General features: G+C 58.2%; 17 protein-coding genes. 10 read left to right on the forward strand and 7 right to left on the reverse strand.

What is annotated here, in order from left to right:
* Window positions 1–43: 43 nt before the first annotated feature.
* Window positions 44–2,044, forward strand: a complete 2,001-nt coding sequence (locus PH552_RS27385; protein ID WP_112344063.1) for an ASKHA domain-containing protein — start codon at window positions 44–46, stop codon at window positions 2,042–2,044.
* 18 nt (window positions 2,045–2,062) lie between these two features.
* Here the strand turns inward: PH552_RS27385 and PH552_RS27390 are convergent, their stop codons facing one another.
* A complete protein-coding gene (locus tag PH552_RS27390) occupies window positions 2,063–2,962 on the reverse strand; it encodes a LysR family transcriptional regulator (RefSeq protein WP_112343953.1) in 900 nt (299 codons plus the stop codon).
* 122 nt (window positions 2,963–3,084) lie between these two features.
* On the opposite strand from PH552_RS27390, the gene PH552_RS27395 reads away from it, so the two are divergent.
* The 3 genes from PH552_RS27395 (at window position 3,085) to PH552_RS27405 (ending at window position 4,923) form a co-directional block, all read left to right on the forward strand.
* The gene (locus PH552_RS27395; protein ID WP_112343952.1) at window positions 3,085–3,330 is read left to right on the forward strand and encodes a hypothetical protein; all 246 of its coding nucleotides are present in this window, start codon (window positions 3,085–3,087) and stop codon (window positions 3,328–3,330) included.
* Window positions 3,331–3,459: 129 nt separating this feature from the next.
* Window positions 3,460–3,600: a YjiS-like domain-containing protein gene (locus tag PH552_RS27400; protein WP_245430432.1), complete on the forward strand. Its 141-nt coding sequence runs from the start codon at window positions 3,460–3,462 to the stop codon at window positions 3,598–3,600.
* 303 nt (window positions 3,601–3,903) lie between these two features.
* Window positions 3,904–4,923 carry a GlxA family transcriptional regulator gene (locus PH552_RS27405; RefSeq protein WP_348627044.1) on the forward strand — a complete coding sequence of 340 codons (1,020 nt, stop codon included), beginning with the start codon at window positions 3,904–3,906 and terminating at the stop codon, window positions 4,921–4,923.
* Between the two features lie 33 nt (window positions 4,924–4,956).
* Here PH552_RS27405 and PH552_RS27410 read toward each other — a convergent pair whose 3' ends face one another.
* From PH552_RS27410 to PH552_RS27425, 4 genes are all read right to left on the reverse strand, one after another.
* Window positions 4,957–6,288, reverse strand: coding sequence for a diguanylate cyclase (locus PH552_RS27410; protein WP_112343949.1), 1,332 nt, complete (start codon window positions 6,286–6,288; stop codon window positions 4,957–4,959).
* Window positions 6,289–6,474: 186 nt separating this feature from the next.
* Entirely contained in the window at window positions 6,475–7,305 is an 831-nt protein-coding gene (locus PH552_RS27415) for a response regulator (RefSeq protein ID WP_112343948.1), read from the reverse strand.
* Between the two features lie 269 nt (window positions 7,306–7,574).
* Window positions 7,575–10,163, reverse strand: coding sequence for a mechanosensitive ion channel family protein (locus PH552_RS27420; protein ID WP_112343947.1), 2,589 nt, complete (start codon window positions 10,161–10,163; stop codon window positions 7,575–7,577).
* Window positions 10,164–10,536: 373 nt separating this feature from the next.
* Window positions 10,537–11,952: an FAD/NAD(P)-binding protein gene (locus tag PH552_RS27425; RefSeq protein ID WP_112343946.1), complete on the reverse strand. Its 1,416-nt coding sequence runs from the start codon at window positions 11,950–11,952 to the stop codon at window positions 10,537–10,539.
* A 584-nt stretch (window positions 11,953–12,536) separates the two neighbouring features.
* Here PH552_RS27425 and PH552_RS27430 point away from each other — a divergent pair.
* Together PH552_RS27430 and PH552_RS27435 are read left to right on the forward strand one after the other, a co-directional pair.
* Window positions 12,537–12,659, forward strand: a complete 123-nt coding sequence (locus tag PH552_RS27430; RefSeq protein ID WP_281024039.1) for a hypothetical protein — start codon at window positions 12,537–12,539, stop codon at window positions 12,657–12,659.
* On the forward strand, window positions 12,660–13,877 hold the full coding sequence (locus PH552_RS27435; RefSeq protein ID WP_112343945.1) for an SfnB family sulfur acquisition oxidoreductase: 1,218 nt from the start codon (window positions 12,660–12,662) through the stop codon (window positions 13,875–13,877). It abuts the gene before it with no gap.
* 15 nt (window positions 13,878–13,892) lie between these two features.
* On the opposite strand, the gene PH552_RS27440 is transcribed toward PH552_RS27435, so the two are convergent.
* Complete coding sequence (locus tag PH552_RS27440; protein ID WP_112343944.1) at window positions 13,893–14,360, reverse strand: RrF2 family transcriptional regulator; 468 nt, start codon at window positions 14,358–14,360, stop codon at window positions 13,893–13,895.
* 207 nt (window positions 14,361–14,567) lie between these two features.
* Complete coding sequence (locus tag PH552_RS27445) at window positions 14,568–16,028, reverse strand: FAD/NAD(P)-binding protein (RefSeq protein ID WP_113249283.1); 1,461 nt, start codon at window positions 16,026–16,028, stop codon at window positions 14,568–14,570.
* Window positions 16,029–16,787: 759 nt separating this feature from the next.
* Between PH552_RS27445 and PH552_RS27450 the strand changes: the two genes are divergently transcribed.
* The 4 genes from PH552_RS27450 to PH552_RS27465 form a co-directional block, all read left to right on the forward strand.
* Window positions 16,788–16,910, forward strand: a complete 123-nt coding sequence (locus tag PH552_RS27450) for a hypothetical protein (RefSeq protein WP_281024038.1) — start codon at window positions 16,788–16,790, stop codon at window positions 16,908–16,910.
* A gap of 142 nt (window positions 16,911–17,052) precedes the next feature.
* The gene (locus PH552_RS27455) at window positions 17,053–17,349 is read left to right on the forward strand and encodes a hypothetical protein (protein ID WP_112343942.1); all 297 of its coding nucleotides are present in this window, start codon (window positions 17,053–17,055) and stop codon (window positions 17,347–17,349) included.
* Window positions 17,350–17,891: 542 nt separating this feature from the next.
* The gene (locus tag PH552_RS27460) at window positions 17,892–18,053 is read left to right on the forward strand and encodes a hypothetical protein (protein WP_285166422.1); all 162 of its coding nucleotides are present in this window, start codon (window positions 17,892–17,894) and stop codon (window positions 18,051–18,053) included.
* A gap of 65 nt (window positions 18,054–18,118) precedes the next feature.
* Window positions 18,119–18,338: transposase (locus tag PH552_RS27465; protein WP_285166369.1), on the forward strand; the 220-nt coding region annotated here is incomplete at its 3' end.

The raw sequence follows: 18,338 nt of genomic DNA on the forward strand, positions 1-18,338 counted from the left end.
CGTGGCCGACGCCAGCGACAGCGCCAAACCTCTCGTCCTTTTCATGCCATCCGGCAAGCGCGGCCACTTCCCCGTGGGAACGCCCGTACTGGAGGCAGCCCGTCAGCTCGGCGTCTATGTCGAAAGCGTCTGTGGCGGCCGGGCCACCTGCGGTCGCTGCCAGGTCTCCGTGCAGGAAGGCAATTTCGCCAAGCACAAGATCGTCTCGGCCAATGACCATCTTTCGCCAATCGGGCCGAAGGAAAAGCGCTATGCCGAGGTGCGCGAACTGCCTGAAGGACGCCGCCTCTCCTGCTCCGCGCTGATCCAGGGCGATCTGGTCATCGACGTGCCGCAGGATACCGTCATCAACGCGCAGGTCGTGCGAAAAGCAGCCGACGAACGCGTCATTGCCCGCGATGCGGCCGTGCACATGTGCTACGTCGAGGTCGAGGAGCCCGATATGCACAAGCCGCTTGGCGATCTGGATCGCCTGAAGGCGGCAATCGCGGCGGATTGGAAATACGATAATCTCGAAGTGGATTTCCACCTTATCCCGCAGGTGCAGTCGATCCTGCGCAAGGGCGAATGGAAGGTGACCGCCGCCATTCATCGTGATCAGGATAGCGAGCGCCCTCGCCTGATCGCGCTCTATCCCGGCCTGAAGAACGAAGCTTACGGCATTGCCTGCGATATCGGTTCGACGACGATCGCCATGCATCTGTCGTCACTGCTGTCGGGCAGAACCGTCGCGTCGGCTGGCGCCTCCAACCCGCAGATCCGCTTCGGCGAGGATCTGATGAGCCGCGTCTCCTATGTGATGATGAACCCGGACGGCCGCGAGGCGATGACCAACGCCGTTCGCGAAGCCTTGAACGGCTTGATTGACAAGGTCTGCGCCGATGGCGGCGTGTCGCGTCAGGATATTCTGAACGCCGTCTTCGTCGGCAACCCGATCATGCACCACCTGTTCCTCGGCATCGACCCGACCGAACTTGGTGGCGCACCCTTTGCGCTTGCCGTATCCGGCGCAGTACATCTGAAATCGGCCGACATCGGCCTGCCGATGAATGCCGGCACGCGCATCTACATGCTGCCCTGCATCGCCGGCCATGTCGGCGCCGATGCGGCTGCCGCAACACTCGCCGAAGGGCCGCATCGCCAGGATGAGATGATGCTGCTGGTCGACATCGGCACCAATGCCGAGATCGTGCTCGGCAACCGCCATCGTGTCGTCGCCGCCTCTTCGCCGACCGGACCCGCCTTCGAAGGCGCAGAGATTTCCAGCGGTCAGCGCGCTGCCCCAGGAGCGATCGAACGCGTGCGCATCGATCCCGTCACACTGGAGCCTCGCTACCGTGTCATCGGCATCGAACCGTGGTCGGACGAGCCAGGCTTCGAGGAAGCGGCCGCCAAGGTCGGCGTGACCGGCATCTGCGGCTCGGCGATCATCGAGGTCGTCGCCGAAATGTTCCTCACCGGCATCATCTCGAAAGATGGCGTGGTCGATGGCACTATGGCGGCGCGTTCGCCGCGCATCCTGCAGAATGGCCGCACCTACTCCTACCTGTTGCGCGATGGCGAACCGCGCATCACGGTTACGCAGAACGATATCCGCGCCATTCAGCTTGCCAAAGCCGCGCTTTATGCCGGCGTCAAGCTGTTGATGGATAAGCAGGGCATCGATCACGTCGACCGCATCGGCCTTGCCGGCGCCTTCGGCACTTTCATCGATCCGAAATATGCGATGGTGCTTGGGCTCATTCCCGACTGTGAACTCGACAAGGTCAAGGCCGTCGGCAATGCCGCCGGCACTGGCGCGCGCATGGCACTGCTCAATCGCGGCCATCGTCGCGAGATCGAAGAAACCGTCAGGAAAATCGAGAAGATAGAGACGGCGCTTGAATCAAAGTTTCAGGAACATTTCGTCTACGCCATGGCTTTGCCGAACAAGGTAGACAGCTTCCCGGAACTTTCGAAGGTCGTCACCCTGCCCGAGCGCAAGCAAATCTCCGACGATGGCGGAGAAGGCGGCGGCCGCAGGCGTCGCCGCAGCCGCGAATAGGAAATGGCTGGCCGCGTATCACGCGGCCATTTTGCGCCCGATCTCGACGAAGGCTTGGCGGATGCTGTCTGCCACCGCCTTCATCGGCCCGGTCATCTGCGATGCCGTCAGCAGGCGAATATCGAAAGGTGTCAGCTCCGGCAATCCCTCGTTCGGCCCAAGGATCTCCATATCTTCCGTGACGTAGGACCGTGGAAACGGCGCGATGGCGAGATCGGAAACCACGGCGGCGCGTTGCGCCATCGTATGGGCGCTGAGATAGGAGACGCGATAGGGCCGCTTCTGCCGTTCCAGCTGTGCCATCGCCTCCGATCGCCAGATGCAGCCTTCCTCCCAGATGGAAATCGGCAGTGGATCGCGGCGATAGGCCGTGCCGCACTTGGCGCCGGCCCAGACGAGACGCTCCGTATAGATCACCTCACCCTCGGTCGGGAAAGGCCGCGTCGCGCAATTGATCAGCGCGAGATCCAGCCGCTGCTCCTCGATCCGCTTCTTGAGCTGGATGCTCATATCGACGACGACATCCACCATGATGCCCGGATAGCTCTCTGAAAAACTCCTGAGAATCGTCGGCAGCAGGCGCTCGCCGATATCGTCGGGAGCGCCAAGCCGTACCACACCACTGAGTTCAGGCATGATGAAGCGCGAGACAGCCTCGTTGGAGAGCGCCAGAATATTGCGCGCATAAGAAAGCAGCATCTCGCCGTGCTGCGTCAGGCTGACCGAGCGCGCATCGCGCAGGAACAGCGTCACGCCGAGTTGCTCTTCCAGTTTCTTGATCTGCATGGAAACGGCCGACGGCGTGCGAAAGACAGCATCGGCGGCAGTCGAAAAATTACCCGTTTCGGCGATCGCGACAAAGGTACGCAGAACTTCATTGTCAAGCAACGGTATGGGCCGGCGGAACGGTACGGTCATATCGATTACCTTTCAATTTTTCTGATCCTAAGCACCATATCATTTCATTTGTCTGAATGTCAACGAAGCACCATATTAGACCTAATGGAAATTCGTCGCAGACAGCCCAAAGGAGTAAAATCATGGCTGGCACGGTATCAAACGAAGCCTCACGGCTGTTCTCTCTGTTACGCCTTCGCAAAATACAGCGCATGGCACAGCATACGCTAGACGAGATTGCCACCAGGTTCCCCGCTCATCTGATCGATGATGTCAATGCACGCGGCCTTCCGCCGGATCGCACATTATCAGCGCTGGAGCGAAAACCCGGCAGGCTGCGTTCGTTCAAGAATACTAATGGCAGCTATAAGATCTATTCGTTTGATTGATGGATCTGCCGAGCCCATATTAAACCCGTGACATTTTGAGCGGTTGACACTGAAAGGACCCTGAAAATGACGACCATCAGTTATAGACACACCGGCACGCGGAACCCATTTCCGTCAAGCGGAAGTTACATGCCCTTCTTTTCCCGTCTTGCAAATCGCTGGCAGCAGTGGCGCTCCCTTCGTGAGCTGGAATCTCTGTCCGATGATATGCGCAAGGACTTGGGTTGGCCGGCCGCAAACGAAGTCAAGAAGCCGAAAGCCACCCGATGAGAATCAAAGAGCATAACGACTGAAGGCGACGCTCAACCCGAACGAGCGTCGCCTTTTGAACATTTGCGCATCCAGATGCGAACCGCGCTTTAATCTTGAGAATTACCCGCAAATATATTTTGCCGCTTGAGCATATCGCTCGGCTCCGCTTCGCTTCCCTCCTGTAGCCCCCTATTTTTCATGGTAGACGCAAATATCCCTTTGCGGCCGCGATTATCCATGCCAATGTCGCTTATAGACCATCGGACCGACGTATTTGACGCAAGGAATACGTAACGGCCCTGGAGCATGGATTTTCACGACATGAGCAAGACCCCGATCAAGACGCGTTCCCTGGTTTTCTTCCTCGTCCCGCATTTCACCATGCTGCCGTTTTCCGCCGCGATCGAGACGCTGCGGATTGCCAATCGCATGCTGGGCTATCCCGCCTACACATGGCGACTTGCCTCGACGGATGGTCAGAAAGTCTATTCCTCCAGCGGCATCGGATTGGAGGTCAATTCCTCCCTCACGGACGAGCGCCGCTATCTCGGCGGCGAGAACCGCCCGAACATGGTACTGGTCTGTTCCGGCATCTATGTCGAAGAGTTCCACAACAAGTCCGTCAACGCCTGGCTGCGCGAGACGTACAATCGCGGCGTCGCCGTCGGCAGCCTCTGTACGGGCGCGCATGTGCTTGCCCAGGCGGGTCTGTTGAACGGCAAGCGCTGTGCGATCCACTGGGAGAACCTGCCAGGCTTTTCGGAAACTTTTCCGCAGGCGGAAGTCTATGCCGATCTCTACGAGGTCGACAGCAATCTCTATACCTGCGCTGGCGGCACCGCCTCGCTCGATATGATGCTGAACCTGATCGGTCAGGACTTCGGCGAAAACCTTGTCAATCGCGTCTGCGAACAGCAGCTGACCGATCGCGTGCGCAGCCCGCACGATCGCCAGCGCCTGCCGCTGCGCGCGCGTCTCGGCGTGCAGAATTCGAAGGTGCTGTCGATCATCGAGCTGATGGAAAGCAATCTCGCCGAGCCGCTGTCGCTTCTGGAAATCGCCGACGATGCCGGCCTGTCGCGCCGCCAGATCGAGCGCCTGTTCCGCCAGGAAATGGGCCGCTCTCCAGCCCGTTACTATCTTGAAATTCGCCTGGATCGCGCCCGGCATCTGCTCGTGCAATCCTCCATGCCGGTCGTGGAGGTCGCTGTCGCCTGCGGCTTCGTCTCCGCCTCGCACTTCTCCAAGTGTTATCGCGAACTCTATAACCGCTCGCCCCAGCAGGAGCGCGCCGAGCGCAAGCTGACCATGTCGACGAACCGCACGGGGATCGTCGTCTAAAAGGCCCGAGCAATCAAACTATGGCGGCGCAGCCTATTGCGCCGCCTCCTGAGCCATCTTGAAGTCGGAATAGACCTGATTGCGACCGTTGTGTTTCGCCATGTAGAGAAACTGGTCGGCGGCGTTGAGATAGTTGTCGAAGGCTTCGTATCCGGCGATCTCGGCAACACCGATGGAAACGGTCACCGACAATTCCTCGTCATCGGCATGGACCTTCAGATCCGCAAGACTGAGGCGGACCTCGTCGCAAAGCGCGGTCGCCGCGCGTGAGTTCATTTCGGTAAAGAGAATGGCGAACTCCTCGCCGCCGAGACGGGAGAGCAGGTTGTCGCTGCCTTCAAAAAGCGCACCAAGCCTGCCGGCAACGGCCTTCAACACCTGATCGCCGATCTCGTGACCGTAGGTATCATTGAGATTCTTGAAATGATCGATATCGAGGATGGCGACCGAACTCGGACGCTGCCGGCGCAGGCATTCATTTACGAGACGTGGACCGTGGTCGTAGAAGTAACGCCTGTTATAAAGACCCGTCAGATAATCGCTTGCCGCCGCGGCGCGCAATTGCTTCAGCTGCGCCAAAGTCTCGACGTTCAACGCTATACGGCATTGCAGTTCCTCTGGAACGAAGGGGCGATAGATGAAGTCGCTCGCACCGGCCTTCAAGAAGGTCGCGGACAACAATCGGTCATTCGACGACGAAATGCCGATGATCCGCATCCGGTCCGAACCAAAACGGTGGCGGATGCGGCGTGTCAGTTCGTGCCCATTCATATCGGGCATGTTGTAGTCGGTGACGACGACTTCGATATCGCCGAACTCCTCGAGCGCCGCCAAGGCTTCGATACCGGTACCGGCCTCGGTGACTTTGAATTGTTGGGCATATAGCAAATCCGTCAGCATCTTTCGGGCCGACGGCAGATCATCCACGACCAGAACGCGCGTCGATCGATTGGCAATGGCGCGCCGGACGGATGAGACCAGATTGTCGAGCGCAAACTCGCCGTCCTTGAGCACGTAATCGACGACGCTGCGCTCCATGATACGGTTGCGTGTCGCGACATCGAAAGAGGCTGTGAAAACGATAGTGGGAATATTGTGGGCGACCGCGACATCCAAAGCTTCGCCATGGGGGGCGTCGGGCAAATTGAGGTCGATCACAGCCATGGTGAAGCCATCACCGGCATTCATCAGCGCCTCATTCAATATTTTCAACGATGGGCAATGCGTGACCGCCAGGCCGAGCTCGGTCTCGAACCGATGTGAAAGCACGGCGGAAAACATACGGGAATCCTCCACCAGAAGTATCTTCCGGTGACCGTCGCGGTGGCCGCTGCCATCGCCCGGAGATCCCACATGCAGTACCATTTCCCTTCAATTCCTCCCACGCCATAGGCGCCTGAATCTCTGTCAATCGCAGGGTCTGCCAAACCGTTCCTCACTTCATCCTGAACAGGATTCGTGAAAAAATTGGAACCATAGATTGCGGAGATTTATACAAAAATGATTTTTCCTCACATTTTTTTGCAGCCGACGCGCCCGTTGCTGCAGCGCCTACGCGGTTTCCTCGACTTTACGCGCAGTCTGGATTTGCAGCAGCGTATCGAGATTCTGATTCACGCGGCAGTAGAATTCCTCGTCGATGAATGGCCGCAGGATAAAGTCGTTGCCACCGGCCTTGAGGAAGCGTGCCGACAGCAGTCGGTTGCTGGACGATGAAACGCCGATGATGCGCAGCTGATGCGAGCCCGTGGTGGCGCGAATGCGCCGCGTCAGCTCGAAGCCGTCCATGTCGGGCATGTTATAGTCCGTGACCATAAGGCCGATATCCGGATTGGCTTTCAGGATGTCGAGGGCCTTGGCGCCGCTCTCGGCAACGCTGACACGGAAGTTATAACGCTTCAGGCGGCTGGACAGCAAAGCGCGCGCCGTAGCACTGTCATCGACGATCAGCACATGATGGCGGTGGTTGGTGAGAAAGCGGCAGATCGACTCCGCCAGCATGTCGACCGCAAACACATTGTCCTTGAGAATGTAGTCGACGACATCCCTGGCGATCAGCTCGTCGCGCGTACCTTCCAGGAAGGTGCCGGTGAAAGCGATGGTCGGAATGCTGAGATCGACCAGATAAGCTAGGGCTTCGCCCTTCTCGGCTCCCGGCAGGTTCATATTCGAGATCGCCAGCTTGATCGGCTCGGACGACTTGTCATAGGCAAGCTGCAATTCCTCGAAGTTCCGACAAATCTCGACATCGATGTCCAGAAGCTCCTTGAGCCTGGCTCGGATCATCGCGGTAAATAGATTGGAATCCTCGACGAGAAGAATGCGCGAGCCGGCAAGAGACGCGCCGGAATATTGCATCCCCGAAACACCCAGAAATGGCATAATGAAAACCTGTTATTGAAAATGATCCCCTCTGTACTTTTCTAGTACAAAGCTTTTGCGGATTCATTAAGCCGACTGGTTTCCCATAGATGAAGAAAGATAGATGAAGAAAGGCGGGCATCCGCCGCGGACGCACGCGAATGTTCGGGCCCTTGGAACCGGTCGATAATCGTCAAGCATGAAGCATCGCGTGCCGCTGATCTCGGCTACAAGCCCCGGCCCGGCCCACCGACATACGGTATAAACCAGGTCGGAACCTGCTGCCCGGCTCATTCCGCTGCGGTTCTGCCGCGGCGACGGCCGGCACCCTTAACCTCGGAAGCATTCTCCTCGGACGGAGCAGCACCTTCCGCCGCATCGGCCTCCGGACCATTGGCGGAATCCGTCAATACGCTGGCCGCAATATCACCGTGCCGCTCTCTCCTGCCATCGCGTACGATATGCAGCTCCTGATGCGGATAGGGAATGGCAATCCCCTCTTCCTTGAACCGCTTCAGGATTTCGATGCGCAGATTGTTGCGGATCTCCATGCCGTCGGAAAGATCCGAGAGGTAGAAGCGCATCTCGAAATCGAGCGATGACGGACCGAAGCGCAGGAACTCCACGTGCGGTTCGGGATTTCTGAGAACCTTCGGGATCGCGCGCACCAGTTCCAGCAGAATATCCATGACCTTGCGCGGATCGGCATCGTAGCTGACGGATACCGGAATTTCCGAACGGCCGAGGCGGTTGCGATGCGTCCAGTTGCCGACGGAAGCGTTGATGAGTTCGGAATTCGGCACGATGATCGACTGTTTTCGAAAGGTCTCGATCTCCGTCGCGCGCACCGAGATGCGCTTGACGATGCCTTCCGAAGTACCCGACACGATCCAGTCACCGACCTTGAAAGGCCGTTCGACCAGAAGGATCAGGCCGGACACGAAGTTCGACACGATATTCTGCAGGCCGAAACCGATACCGACCGAAAGGGCACTCGCGACGAGCGCGAGGCTGGACAAATCGATGCCGGCAGCGGAAATGGCAAAGATGGCCGCCAAGGCTATGCCGAGATAGCCGATACCGGTCCTCACGGAGTTGCGGACGCCGAGATCCACCTGCCCGCGCGCCATGACATTGCTGTCGAGCCAGCGCTGGAACCAGCGCGTGACCAGATAGCCTCCGGCAAACAGCAGAATACCGACGAAGATGCCGAGCAGCGAGATCGACATGTTGCCGATCTTGATCTCGGTAAACAGCCGATAGGCGAAGACTTCCAGATCCTGGATATGGAAGCCCCAGGACAGCAGAATCAGCGGAATGCCCGTCAGCAGCGCGACGGCATAGGTCGCGAGCCCGGCAGCAAGGCCGGCCTGATCGAGCGCCACTTCGCGAAGCTTCAGCCGGTTTTCCAGAAAGCGGCCGATGATCGTTTCGGCAAAGACGCCCTGCTTCGACACGGCCTTGCCGAGCTGGAAGCCGAGATACATGGTCGCGATGACGGCGCTCGTCACGATCATCTGCGTTGCCATGAAGCGGGCGAGACCGACATAGCCGATGAACGAGATGAAGATCACCAATATGCCGAGAACACGGAGAATGATGGCCATGCCGTGCGGCCAATGCCGCCCAGGCGCATCCGGATCGCCATTCTTGGCCAGCATCGGCGAGCCGAACGAGGCGGCAATCAGAATGAGGCCGATCAACAGCGCCGCCAGGAAGCTCTTTGCCACTGTGACGACGACGGGCGAACCCATGGATTCGCTGATGCGGTCGAAGACGTAGTCCAAACCATTGACCACGGCCATTGCCTGCAGGCACCAGGCCAGCGAATGCGCGCCCTTGTTCGACAGCTTGACGAGGCGCCAGTGTGGCCGGAACGGCGCAAAGACGGCGTTGCTCAGGCGGCCGACGAAATAGACAAGCCCGATGAAACCGAAGACCGCCGCCAGAATCGGCGCGATATCCGGCCGCAGCACATTGAAATTCGAAAGGAAAAAGAACGACGTGACGAGAAATGCCGCCAGCGACAGCGTGCGGATCAGCGTCGACCAGAAGGCGACGGAGAGCCGGCTGATATAGGGCGGATTCTCGATGGCCTCGTCCTGCACATAATAGCGGCGGAACAGCCTGTAGCCACCGACAAGGAATAGCAGTGCCGCGCCGATCGAGAGACAAACGGCGGTGAGGAACGAAACAAGCTTGGCTTTCAGTACGAAGCCGATCCAGCTCGCCACGGCGCCGCTGAACTTGACGCCCTCATCGACGAGAGCCGCACCCGCGTCGTCGAATGTGGCACCGGAAATCTCCGTTCGCTTGAACAATGTCTCTGCGAACAGCCTTCGACGCATCTCCATGAGCTGCATGGAAAGTCGATTGGTCTCTGCAGTCAGATTATCGGCATCGAGGATCACGGCACTGATCTGCGCGCGCTCGGCATTGAGCCGGTCGCGCTCCTGCGCGACGATCGGTGCTTCCGGCGGCTGGCCCTCTTTGGGAGCGGCGCCCAGCTGGGCCAGGCGCGTATCGATCTCGGCGGTGCGGGGTTTCAGGCGCGCTGAAATTGCAGTGACGGAGCGATTGAGATCGTCGACACGGCCTGACAGCGCCACCAGCGTCTCGTCATCGCTACCCGATTGCTTTGCGCTCTCCTGGAGGGTGTCGTATGTCTTCTTTACCTTGTTGAGATCGGCAACGGCCGCATCCAGCAACCCGTTTGCAAGCTGTGTGGGCTGTTGCTGGTCCGTTTGTTGCGGCTGCTGGGCCGGCTGTTGATCCTGCGCAAAAGCATAGCCGCCAGCCTGTGGAAGGGTGGCAGTAACGGCTCCCAATCCCAATAGCAAAAGGGGCAGCAGAAAAAGACGGCATTTCAGCGGGCGCAAGCAAAGCTCCTCGTCGCACGTAACTCGCAGGCAGCGGATGACCGAATCGCCGAAGAAAATCGAGAACCGAGTCTTCCTGAAGTGTGATTGCGAATTTCATAGTCTTTACGCGTACGCCTTGTAAGACAAAGAAAGGCGACACAAAGGCATTCCACGCCTTTATCCCATCCAGAATAGCGCCAGAAGCCGGATATTGCCCGCCTCATCACGAAGACAACGTGTCGGACTGCTCATGCCTGTCCGCAAATAGGCCAGGTAAATGCCTTGGCAATGGGGCGTCCATGGCCGTCTGCTCCAGGATATCAGGATAAAAGCCACCCCTTCGACAGGCCGGGATCGGCGAGCCGACTTGCTTAAGCCAGGCAGAGAAACGTTAGCCGGCCTTGCACTGCGGATGAAAACGTTCCGCCATGTTTTCGGCTGCGGCATAGGCCTGGGTCACGATCTCCGGCACCAGATCGATATCGGGGAGGCTTCCAAGCCCCAAGGGACCGATGGCGAAAAGCCCTTCCGTCGTGCGGCCATTGACCTCGAGCGCACCACTCGCCTCGACGGCCAGACCGAGGCCGAGTTCGTCGGGTACCGCAAGGCCGGCGTCGATCAGGCTGCGCAGCAACGGCGCATTCAGATCGGGCGCCTGGCATCGACAGTCGATGACGTCATCGGCGTAGAGCTGCTCGGGTTCCGATCGGCCCGCGGGTCTCAAAACCATCCCGGTCGGCGTCCGCCGGATGAAATGACCTCGCTGCAGCAAGGTATTCCCCTCGGCCAGCTCCTGCTTCAGGCGGACGTGCAGCGCTTCGGGCAGTCGGTTACGATGACTGTCGTAGAGTGCCCGCAGATGACGGTTGAACTGTTGCTTCTGACCGGCGGGCAAGGACCGCCAGAGCGATCGCGCATGCTTGCGCAAGCCATTCATGACAGCCTGCCAGCTTTGGCCGCTTGCCTCCGCCTCCTCGCAGGCCTGACGGATAAAGCGAACGATCTCGCTGAGATTGCCAGGCATCTTATCGGCAGGGAAGACCGGATCGGCATTGTTGCGTGTGTGGCTTTGCGGCAGGAAGCCCCGCCTTGAAACGATGGTGATCTGCCCGGCATAGCCATTGTCGCGCATCTGCAGCAGCCGGTCGACGACGCGCAGGCCGCTGCCGAGCAGGATCGTATGCGGGCGTGAAACCAAGCGCCGCGCCCGCACTGTCGTCGGGGTATTCACGAGATCGCTGGCCTGCGATTCCTGATCGGTGATGCCGTAGCCGGTCGCCACTACCACCATGTCGAACGGCGCATTGACGGCACCATCGCTTTCCACCACGAAGCGGCCGCCGCGAACGCGGCGAAGCCCGAAGACCGTCTCGCTGCTGACCTGTACCGTAACATCGCGACGGGATGAGAAGGCCTCGGAAAAACGCTGATAGACGTAGTCGCTAAAAATGCTCTTCGGCACAAAGATCTGCAGAAAACTGGGTATGGCGGCAGGAACGGCGCTGCGAAACGGCGCATTGCTGCAAAGCCATTGATTGAAATCATCGGGATCGCCGGCCGAAACCGAAAGATCGCGAACGCGGCTGTTGAGAATCTCGCTGCTATGGCCCGAGGCCAGCGCCTGACCGCCGCTGACGCGGGAATTGGGATCGAAAAGCTGCAGATGGAACGGAAAACGCACTGTCTTCATCAGGGCGATCGCCATCATCATGCCGGAAAAGCCGCGCCCGATAACGGCAATGCGCGGCATCACGTAAGACTGTGCCGCCGCGTTCGTCCTGGCGGAAAAAAATCCCTGAACCGTCATATCAACTCCTGGGGCGAGAGGTGGTCGATCATGCCTTTCCTGGGGCTTGCTCACTTTACGGGCTCAGAAACTCAAACTCCGATATCTGGTGCTCGGCAGCCGAAAAACAGTGGCTGACAAAACGCACGGAAGCCGTTTCAGTTCTCAAAACTCGGCGCATCCTCTCAATTGGATATCTCGTCCGCTGAGAGATGCGACAGGCAGGTCCAACTCTGATCTGAGATCAGATGCCTGCAATCGGCCGCCTATTGCTTCTCGGAAGCCGTCAAGGCGGCGGGATTATTGCCATTGTCTACTTATTTAGTCGTATATGAAAGCGCGAAAATGCGCCGCTAGCAAGTGCTTTCTTGTCCTGACAGGATCAGCCTGGCGATGTTGCGACGCGAAAACGCCGCGGGATTGGCTGTCTCCTTGTGGATGACCACCAGGTCAATCGGCGGAAAAGGAATAGCATTTCATAGCCCTGAAGCCCCATGTGGCATCGCTTTCGATAATGACGGACGGGAAGATGAAAGCTGCGAAGCTCGCTGCCGCGCAACTGCATATCGACCGCTCGCTTACAATTTCTACATTTGGCGCCTATCATGTCCCAGGATGTGGCGCGCACAACCGAGGAAGATCCGTTGTATGCCGCCTCGATGGAAAAGCGAATCCTGGTGATTTATCGCGCCTGGAAGACTGATCCGGCGCAGGCCGAGGAGTGGTGAATGGGGACTGTTTCGCAGTTGCGCGAACGCGTCAGGCCGCCCGCGCATCGCGTTCAAAGCGAAGAGGAAGCGCTCGATATTGCCCGATCACTCGCGGCTGATTTCGCGCAGCAGGCAAGCGACCGCGATATCAACCGCATCCTGCCCTATGACGAGATCGAGGCGTTGTCCATATCAGGCCTCCTCGGCATTTCAGTGCCTTCGGAGCATGGCGGCATCGATATTTCGAACTGCGTTCTTGCGGAGGTCATTGCCATATTGGCGGAGGCCGATCCTTCCATTGCGCAGATATTGCAGACGCATTTTCACGTGCTGGAGGCGATCAGGATTGCCGGCAGTGAGGAACAACGGGCATCCCACTTCGAACGAGCCATTGCAGGCGATCGCTTCGGCAGCGTCTTTTCCCAACCCGAGACCGGCGGGGCGGATCAGGATGGCCTGCATCTGTCACCGGAAGGGCTCGGCTTTCGCCTCAACGGCCGGAGCCTGCCTTCCGCCAGCATCCTGTTCTCGGACTGGGTCGCACTGTTCATTCCGGACCGGCGCAACGGGCTGATGGCAGCCATCCTGCCGAGAAATACCGAGGGCATTCAGATCATCGACGACTGGGACGGTTTTGGTCAAAGAACATCCGGAAACGGCACGACCATATTGCATAATGTTTATCTCAGCGCCGATGCCCTGCTCTCGCAGCACGAGAAGCTGACGGAGCCCACTGTGATCGACTGCGTGAGCCAACTCACCCATGCCGGCATCAATCTCGGCATCGCCCGATCCGCACTTGCGACGACCATGGAGTTCGTGCGGGCCAATCCTCACCTATCGGCGGATAACAGTTCCAAGCGGGCCGTGGACGATCCATTGCTGGTGACGAGAATCGGCGAGATTGCCATTCGGATCGAGGCCGCAACAGCGATCGTGGAGCGTGCCGGCAGCAAGATCGATGCCGCCCAGATCAACCTCACCGAGGATCACGTCATCGATGCTGCGCTCTCCGTTGCGGCGGCCCAGGCGATTACCGCTGATATCGCTATGGAAGCATCCAATACGCTGTTCGATCTTGCCGGCGCGACGTCGGCGCGCATCGGGCTCAATCTCGACCGCCACTGGCGCAACGCCCGCATTCACACACTGTCTGATCCCGCGCGCAAAACGCACAATATCGTCGGCAATTACCATCTCAACGGCATAAAGCCGGCAAGAAACTCGCTCGTCTGAAAAATGTAGGGACGGTCAGCCGATCTGCGAGGCGCGGTGGTCTTCACGCTCCGGTATCTCGATATCCGCGCCGCCGGTAACAAACTGTTCCAGCGACATGTTGTCGAGAATCTCCGCAATGGCGTCACGCACCTCCGTCATGGAGCGCCGCACCTGACAGCGCTCGGGATCGGAACAGTCGTCACAGGCTTCGTAGGCCGTACGGCTGGCGCAGCGGATCGGCGCCAGCGGGCCGTCCAGGGTGCGAATGACATGACCGATGCGGATTTCCGATGCCGGACGCGACAACGAATAGCCGCCACCCGGCCCCTTTTTGGAGCGCAAGACGCCGGCATTGCGCAATTCGAGCAGGATGGTATCGAGAAACTTCTTCGGGATATTGTTGCGCAACGCGATATCGTTGATGAATGCCGTTTCCCCAGGACCGAGGCGCGCAAGATCCACCAACGCCTTCAGTCCGTATTTTCCTTTTTTCGTAAGCATCGCCGTCCGCTTTACTGCAAAGTCGATTGTTGAAACCCGGCTTGGCCACCCAAGGGAGACTCACCGGTCCATCCTGTCACCACGGATTGCGGAAGTAACCCCGCGCCTCCTGACGAGCAAGATAGTAACTCACAAATTGTATAGTTTATATGAGTAAATTTAGGCAATTGTATCGCCTAAGCAACGAATTTGCGGTTTTTCTTGGATTTAGGCGGCGCTACTATCCAAATATGCCGTCTTTTGCCCATGGTCGTGATCGCTGATCGCACCGGCGACCTGTTCGGCGACCAGAACGGCATGCTCGACTACCTCGGGCAGTCCCATGAGTTCGCCGAACGTTCCACGCGCAAGCGGTCCGGAAATAAACAGGGACGGCGCTACCGTTCCATCGGCAGCAAGTGCCCGCGATTGCGTATCGCAGGCAAATCCCAGCCGGGCCGGATCCATTGCGAGATAGCCGGCTTCCGATAGTTCTTCGATCCAGCCTTGCGATTGCAGAATGCCGCGATGTCCGGGGCCGGTGGTGACGACGACCGCATCGAATTGTCTGTCCATATATCGCTCGGACCGGCTGAGCTGCAATCTGCAGTCAATGAAGCCGTTGGCTACGACGACACCTGCGACCGAAGCTGCCAGAACCTCGAGCCTGCCGCTTTCGATCGCCCGATCGCTGACTGTCTCCACCTGCGGCGCGACCCGAAAACGATGCACATCCCAGAACGGCCTCAAATGCCTGACGAGACGGCGCCGCTCCTCGATCGGGAGCGCCTGCCACACATACCGGCCCTGCGCCCTTACCTGGTCGATGACGGCATGCCAGCTGTGTCCTTCGCTCTGCGCTTCGCGGATCGCGGCCCGTAGGCGGCGCAGGAGATCAAGCGCCGTCTTCGAAGGCTCACTGGCGAAATCGCCGAATGGTTCCTGCTTCACCGCCGCATGGCCGCGTGAGCGCAGACCGCGTCGCGATATGGCGGTGACCGGTCCCATGTGCCCCCTGAGTTCGAGTGAGGCAATGACGTCGGCCGAGGTCAAGCCGTTGCCGACAACCAGCACACGATCCTCGGCCCGGATAGCCGCAAGCGCATTCGGCCGCGTCGGATCCGGAACGAAGCGCGGATGACCGGCAAGCGCATCCTGCAGCACCTGCGGCGGAAGGGGCGAAGGATGGCTGGTGGCGATGACGAGAATATCCGCATCCACGCGCTGACCGGCCGCGCCGGTAACCGCCCAGCGGCCATCTGCCCTCTCGATGCGCTCCACGCTTTGCCAGACATGGACAACGCGCCCATCCTCGACGAAAGGATGGATCATGCTATTGATATAATTGCCGAAAACGGAGCGCCTGGGAAAAAGATTGCCACTGGCGGCCACCGCCGCCTCATCGTCGGCAAGCGCATCCCTTTGCTGCAGCCAGCGTTGAAAATGCTCGATGTCATCGGGCAGCAGGCTCATCTTTGCCGCCGGCACATTGATACGGTGAGCGGGATCTTGCGTATCGTAGGCAAGCCCTGCCCCGAGACGTTCCCGTGGCTCGAAGATGAAGAGTTGGCCAGGTTGCAACGACCGCTGCTGCAGCAGATGGAAGGCAACCCCCGTTCCGGAAACGCCGCCGCCGACGATGACGATAACAGGCAGTTCACGCGCCTGGCGATCAGAGCCAATGGTCAATAGCCAACTCCCTCAAGATCGATCTGCCGCGAGTCTTTTGCGTGTCGATCAATCGCAATCTCATTGAAGATAATGGTATACTCTACAAAATTTGTTGACAATACGATTGCGGCGGGTGCCAGCTCTTCAGACAACCAAAGGCAGTCAATGCAATGCTGATATTCCTTTGCAAACAAATGGTTATTTGTGCCGCGCACAACATTGTTTTTGCGTCGCAGGATGTAAAAAGCTTGGCATGCGCCGGTTGAAAGAACATACTAGCGGTTGTTCTGGCTCGTGTTCTCTGTGGGAGGAGAAACATCATGGAACTGCTTCGTCTGCTCACTGCCTTCGACTATACGCTGGTGCTGATTCTGGCAGTCATCTTTGTGTTCAGCGTCATGGAAGGCGGGCATAAAAAGCATTGAATTTGGGCTGTAGAAAGCGATAGCCGTCGCGGCCGGGCAGCGCCCGGCAGAGTCAGATGCATTTCAGCTGCCATGCCCAGAGCCCGCTGCGGGGCGCAAATAATCGACACAAATGACGAGCTGCCTCGGCCGGTATTTCCGATGCGGCTGCCTGCATGCAAAGTTCTTTCAAACCGGGAATAAGGATGTGTCACTGTACTCACAAAGCCGACAGTAGATATTGCAGCACTGGATTGTATAATTCGACGCTCTTCGCCCGTTAAAGTGAGAGAATTATTCCACAAGCTTCGCGCAAACAATTCTTAGGATATTTCCTTACATCGATAAACCATCGATCGGAGGGGATATACTCATGGGCTATGACTGGAGCGGCATCAAGACACGCCGGATGAGAAGGCTGAAATACGGGCTTTCGCTATTCCTCTTCACCATGTCCATAGCAGCGCCAATCATGTTCCTGCTGCATCTCCGCTGAACCCTTGGCAAGACCTGCTCCGATTGCTGGACCAGGAATTTCGCCTCGGGGCAGCGCTTGAAGTTAGGATCAATCCATCGCGACGGGGAACCAAAGCGAGCTACGGCCGTTCCTAAAGGCTTACGCTATTCAGGAGAACACCATGGCCGACGTCTCGCTGGACAAGGATATCAACGCGCAGATCGATGAGCTCCGCAGACAGATCAGTAAGCTCTCGACCGTCCTGAAAACCAAGATCGATACCGCCACCGATCGTGCGGACGAGACCCTTTATTCATCGAAAGCGAAGGCTGCAAGCATTGCGGACCAAGCTCGGTCCGAAGGCCGGAACGTGGTGCAGGCTGCAAGGGAAAATCCGACAGCCACGAGCTCCATCCTGATCGCAACGGCGCTTCTGGGCGTCTTGACCGGCCTTCTGCTCGGCAAGCTTTCGAACTGATCCGACAATTCCCGTCAGACAAAGACTGATCGGTCACAATGGCAACAGCAACCGCGCATCGTTTGAAGTTTTGCGCCATGTTTGGGCGGAGGGCGCAACGGAACTGATGGACAAGCGTTGAAGCAAGATCGAGCCGGTCGCGTTTGAAATGTGAAACCGGAAAATGAATTGGAAACGACTTCCAAATCATCGTCGTCAATCAGTGTAAATCTTGGCTAAGTGCCTGAAAAGATGGTGGGTGATGTAGGGCTCGAACCTACGACCCGCTGATTAAGAGTCAGCGGGTCTCGCCTTTTTCACTGCCCATGATTTCTAGCGTTGTTAACAAAGTTGACAGATCAAGACCTTAGTAACAAAGCCAAATTTGTTGACCACACCTCAGTCCACCTATTTTGCGTCAATATTCTTTGATGTGATTTAGCGCCGTGATTCCAAATCACACGTGATTTAGCTGCTGACCAGGGCGTGTTTTCGGGTCTAACCCTTGCCAACTGATTCTTTCCGGGCAACCATTTCTCTCAGACACAGAGAAAGAGACCCGGATGCCATCAGAACACTTCAGCGGCCACACGCTCACCAAAGTCAAAAACCAGATCAAGAAGGGCGTGTCCGCCGCCGTCGTCTATCGCGATCAGGACACCACTGGCCTCGCGATCAAGATCACGAAGACCGGTGCGTCCTGGTACTACAGCGTAAGCGCGTAGGCCACCCCACGTATCTTTCGGCCTGCTGATCGGCGATTTTCTGCATGAGTCATGCGGAGAATTCCATGAGCGACAGTGTGAATCACCCTCGAACCTTTGAGGTTTTGACGGCGGAGCCGGTGCGAAGACGACGCAAGCCGCGTGACTGGTCGGATGATGAGAAGGCGCGGATCGTGGCCGCGACGTTGCAGCCTGGGGCCAATGTCTCGGCGATTGCCCGGTCTGAAGGCTTGGATCCCTCGCAGCTTTATGGGTGGCGTCGCAAGGCACTGGCATCGGGAGTTG

The organism is Rhizobium aureum (genome assembly GCF_030182495.1).
GTDB classification, from domain to species: domain Bacteria; phylum Pseudomonadota; class Alphaproteobacteria; order Rhizobiales; family Rhizobiaceae; genus Rhizobium; species Rhizobium tropici_C.

Excerpts from the sequence above, each read along its gene's own strand:
- PH552_RS27385 (WP_112344063.1), top strand. The coding sequence starts at position 44 with ATGCCATCCGGCAAGCGCGGCCACTTCCCCGTGGGAACGCCCGTACTG.
- PH552_RS27455 (WP_112343942.1), top strand. The coding sequence starts at position 17,053 with ATGGCCGACGTCTCGCTGGACAAGGATATCAACGCGCAGATCGATGAG.
- PH552_RS27450 (WP_281024038.1), top strand. The coding sequence starts at position 16,788 with ATGGGCTATGACTGGAGCGGCATCAAGACACGCCGGATGAGAAGGCTG.
- PH552_RS27390 (WP_112343953.1), bottom strand. The coding sequence starts at position 2,962 with ATGACCGTACCGTTCCGCCGGCCCATACCGTTGCTTGACAATGAAGTT.
- PH552_RS27430 (WP_281024039.1), top strand. The coding sequence starts at position 12,537 with ATGTCCCAGGATGTGGCGCGCACAACCGAGGAAGATCCGTTGTATGCC.
- PH552_RS27440 (WP_112343944.1), bottom strand. The coding sequence starts at position 14,360 with ATGCTTACGAAAAAAGGAAAATACGGACTGAAGGCGTTGGTGGATCTT.
- PH552_RS27435 (WP_112343945.1), top strand. The coding sequence starts at position 12,660 with ATGGGGACTGTTTCGCAGTTGCGCGAACGCGTCAGGCCGCCCGCGCAT.
- PH552_RS27460 (WP_285166422.1), top strand. The coding sequence starts at position 17,892 with ATGCCATCAGAACACTTCAGCGGCCACACGCTCACCAAAGTCAAAAAC.
- PH552_RS27400 (WP_245430432.1), top strand. The coding sequence starts at position 3,460 with ATGCCCTTCTTTTCCCGTCTTGCAAATCGCTGGCAGCAGTGGCGCTCC.
- PH552_RS27425 (WP_112343946.1), bottom strand. The coding sequence starts at position 11,952 with ATGACGGTTCAGGGATTTTTTTCCGCCAGGACGAACGCGGCGGCACAG.
- PH552_RS27405 (WP_348627044.1), top strand. The coding sequence starts at position 3,904 with ATGAGCAAGACCCCGATCAAGACGCGTTCCCTGGTTTTCTTCCTCGTC.
- PH552_RS27415 (WP_112343948.1), bottom strand. The coding sequence starts at position 7,305 with ATGCCATTTCTGGGTGTTTCGGGGATGCAATATTCCGGCGCGTCTCTT.
- PH552_RS27410 (WP_112343949.1), bottom strand. The coding sequence starts at position 6,288 with ATGGTACTGCATGTGGGATCTCCGGGCGATGGCAGCGGCCACCGCGAC.
- PH552_RS27395 (WP_112343952.1), top strand. The coding sequence starts at position 3,085 with ATGGCTGGCACGGTATCAAACGAAGCCTCACGGCTGTTCTCTCTGTTA.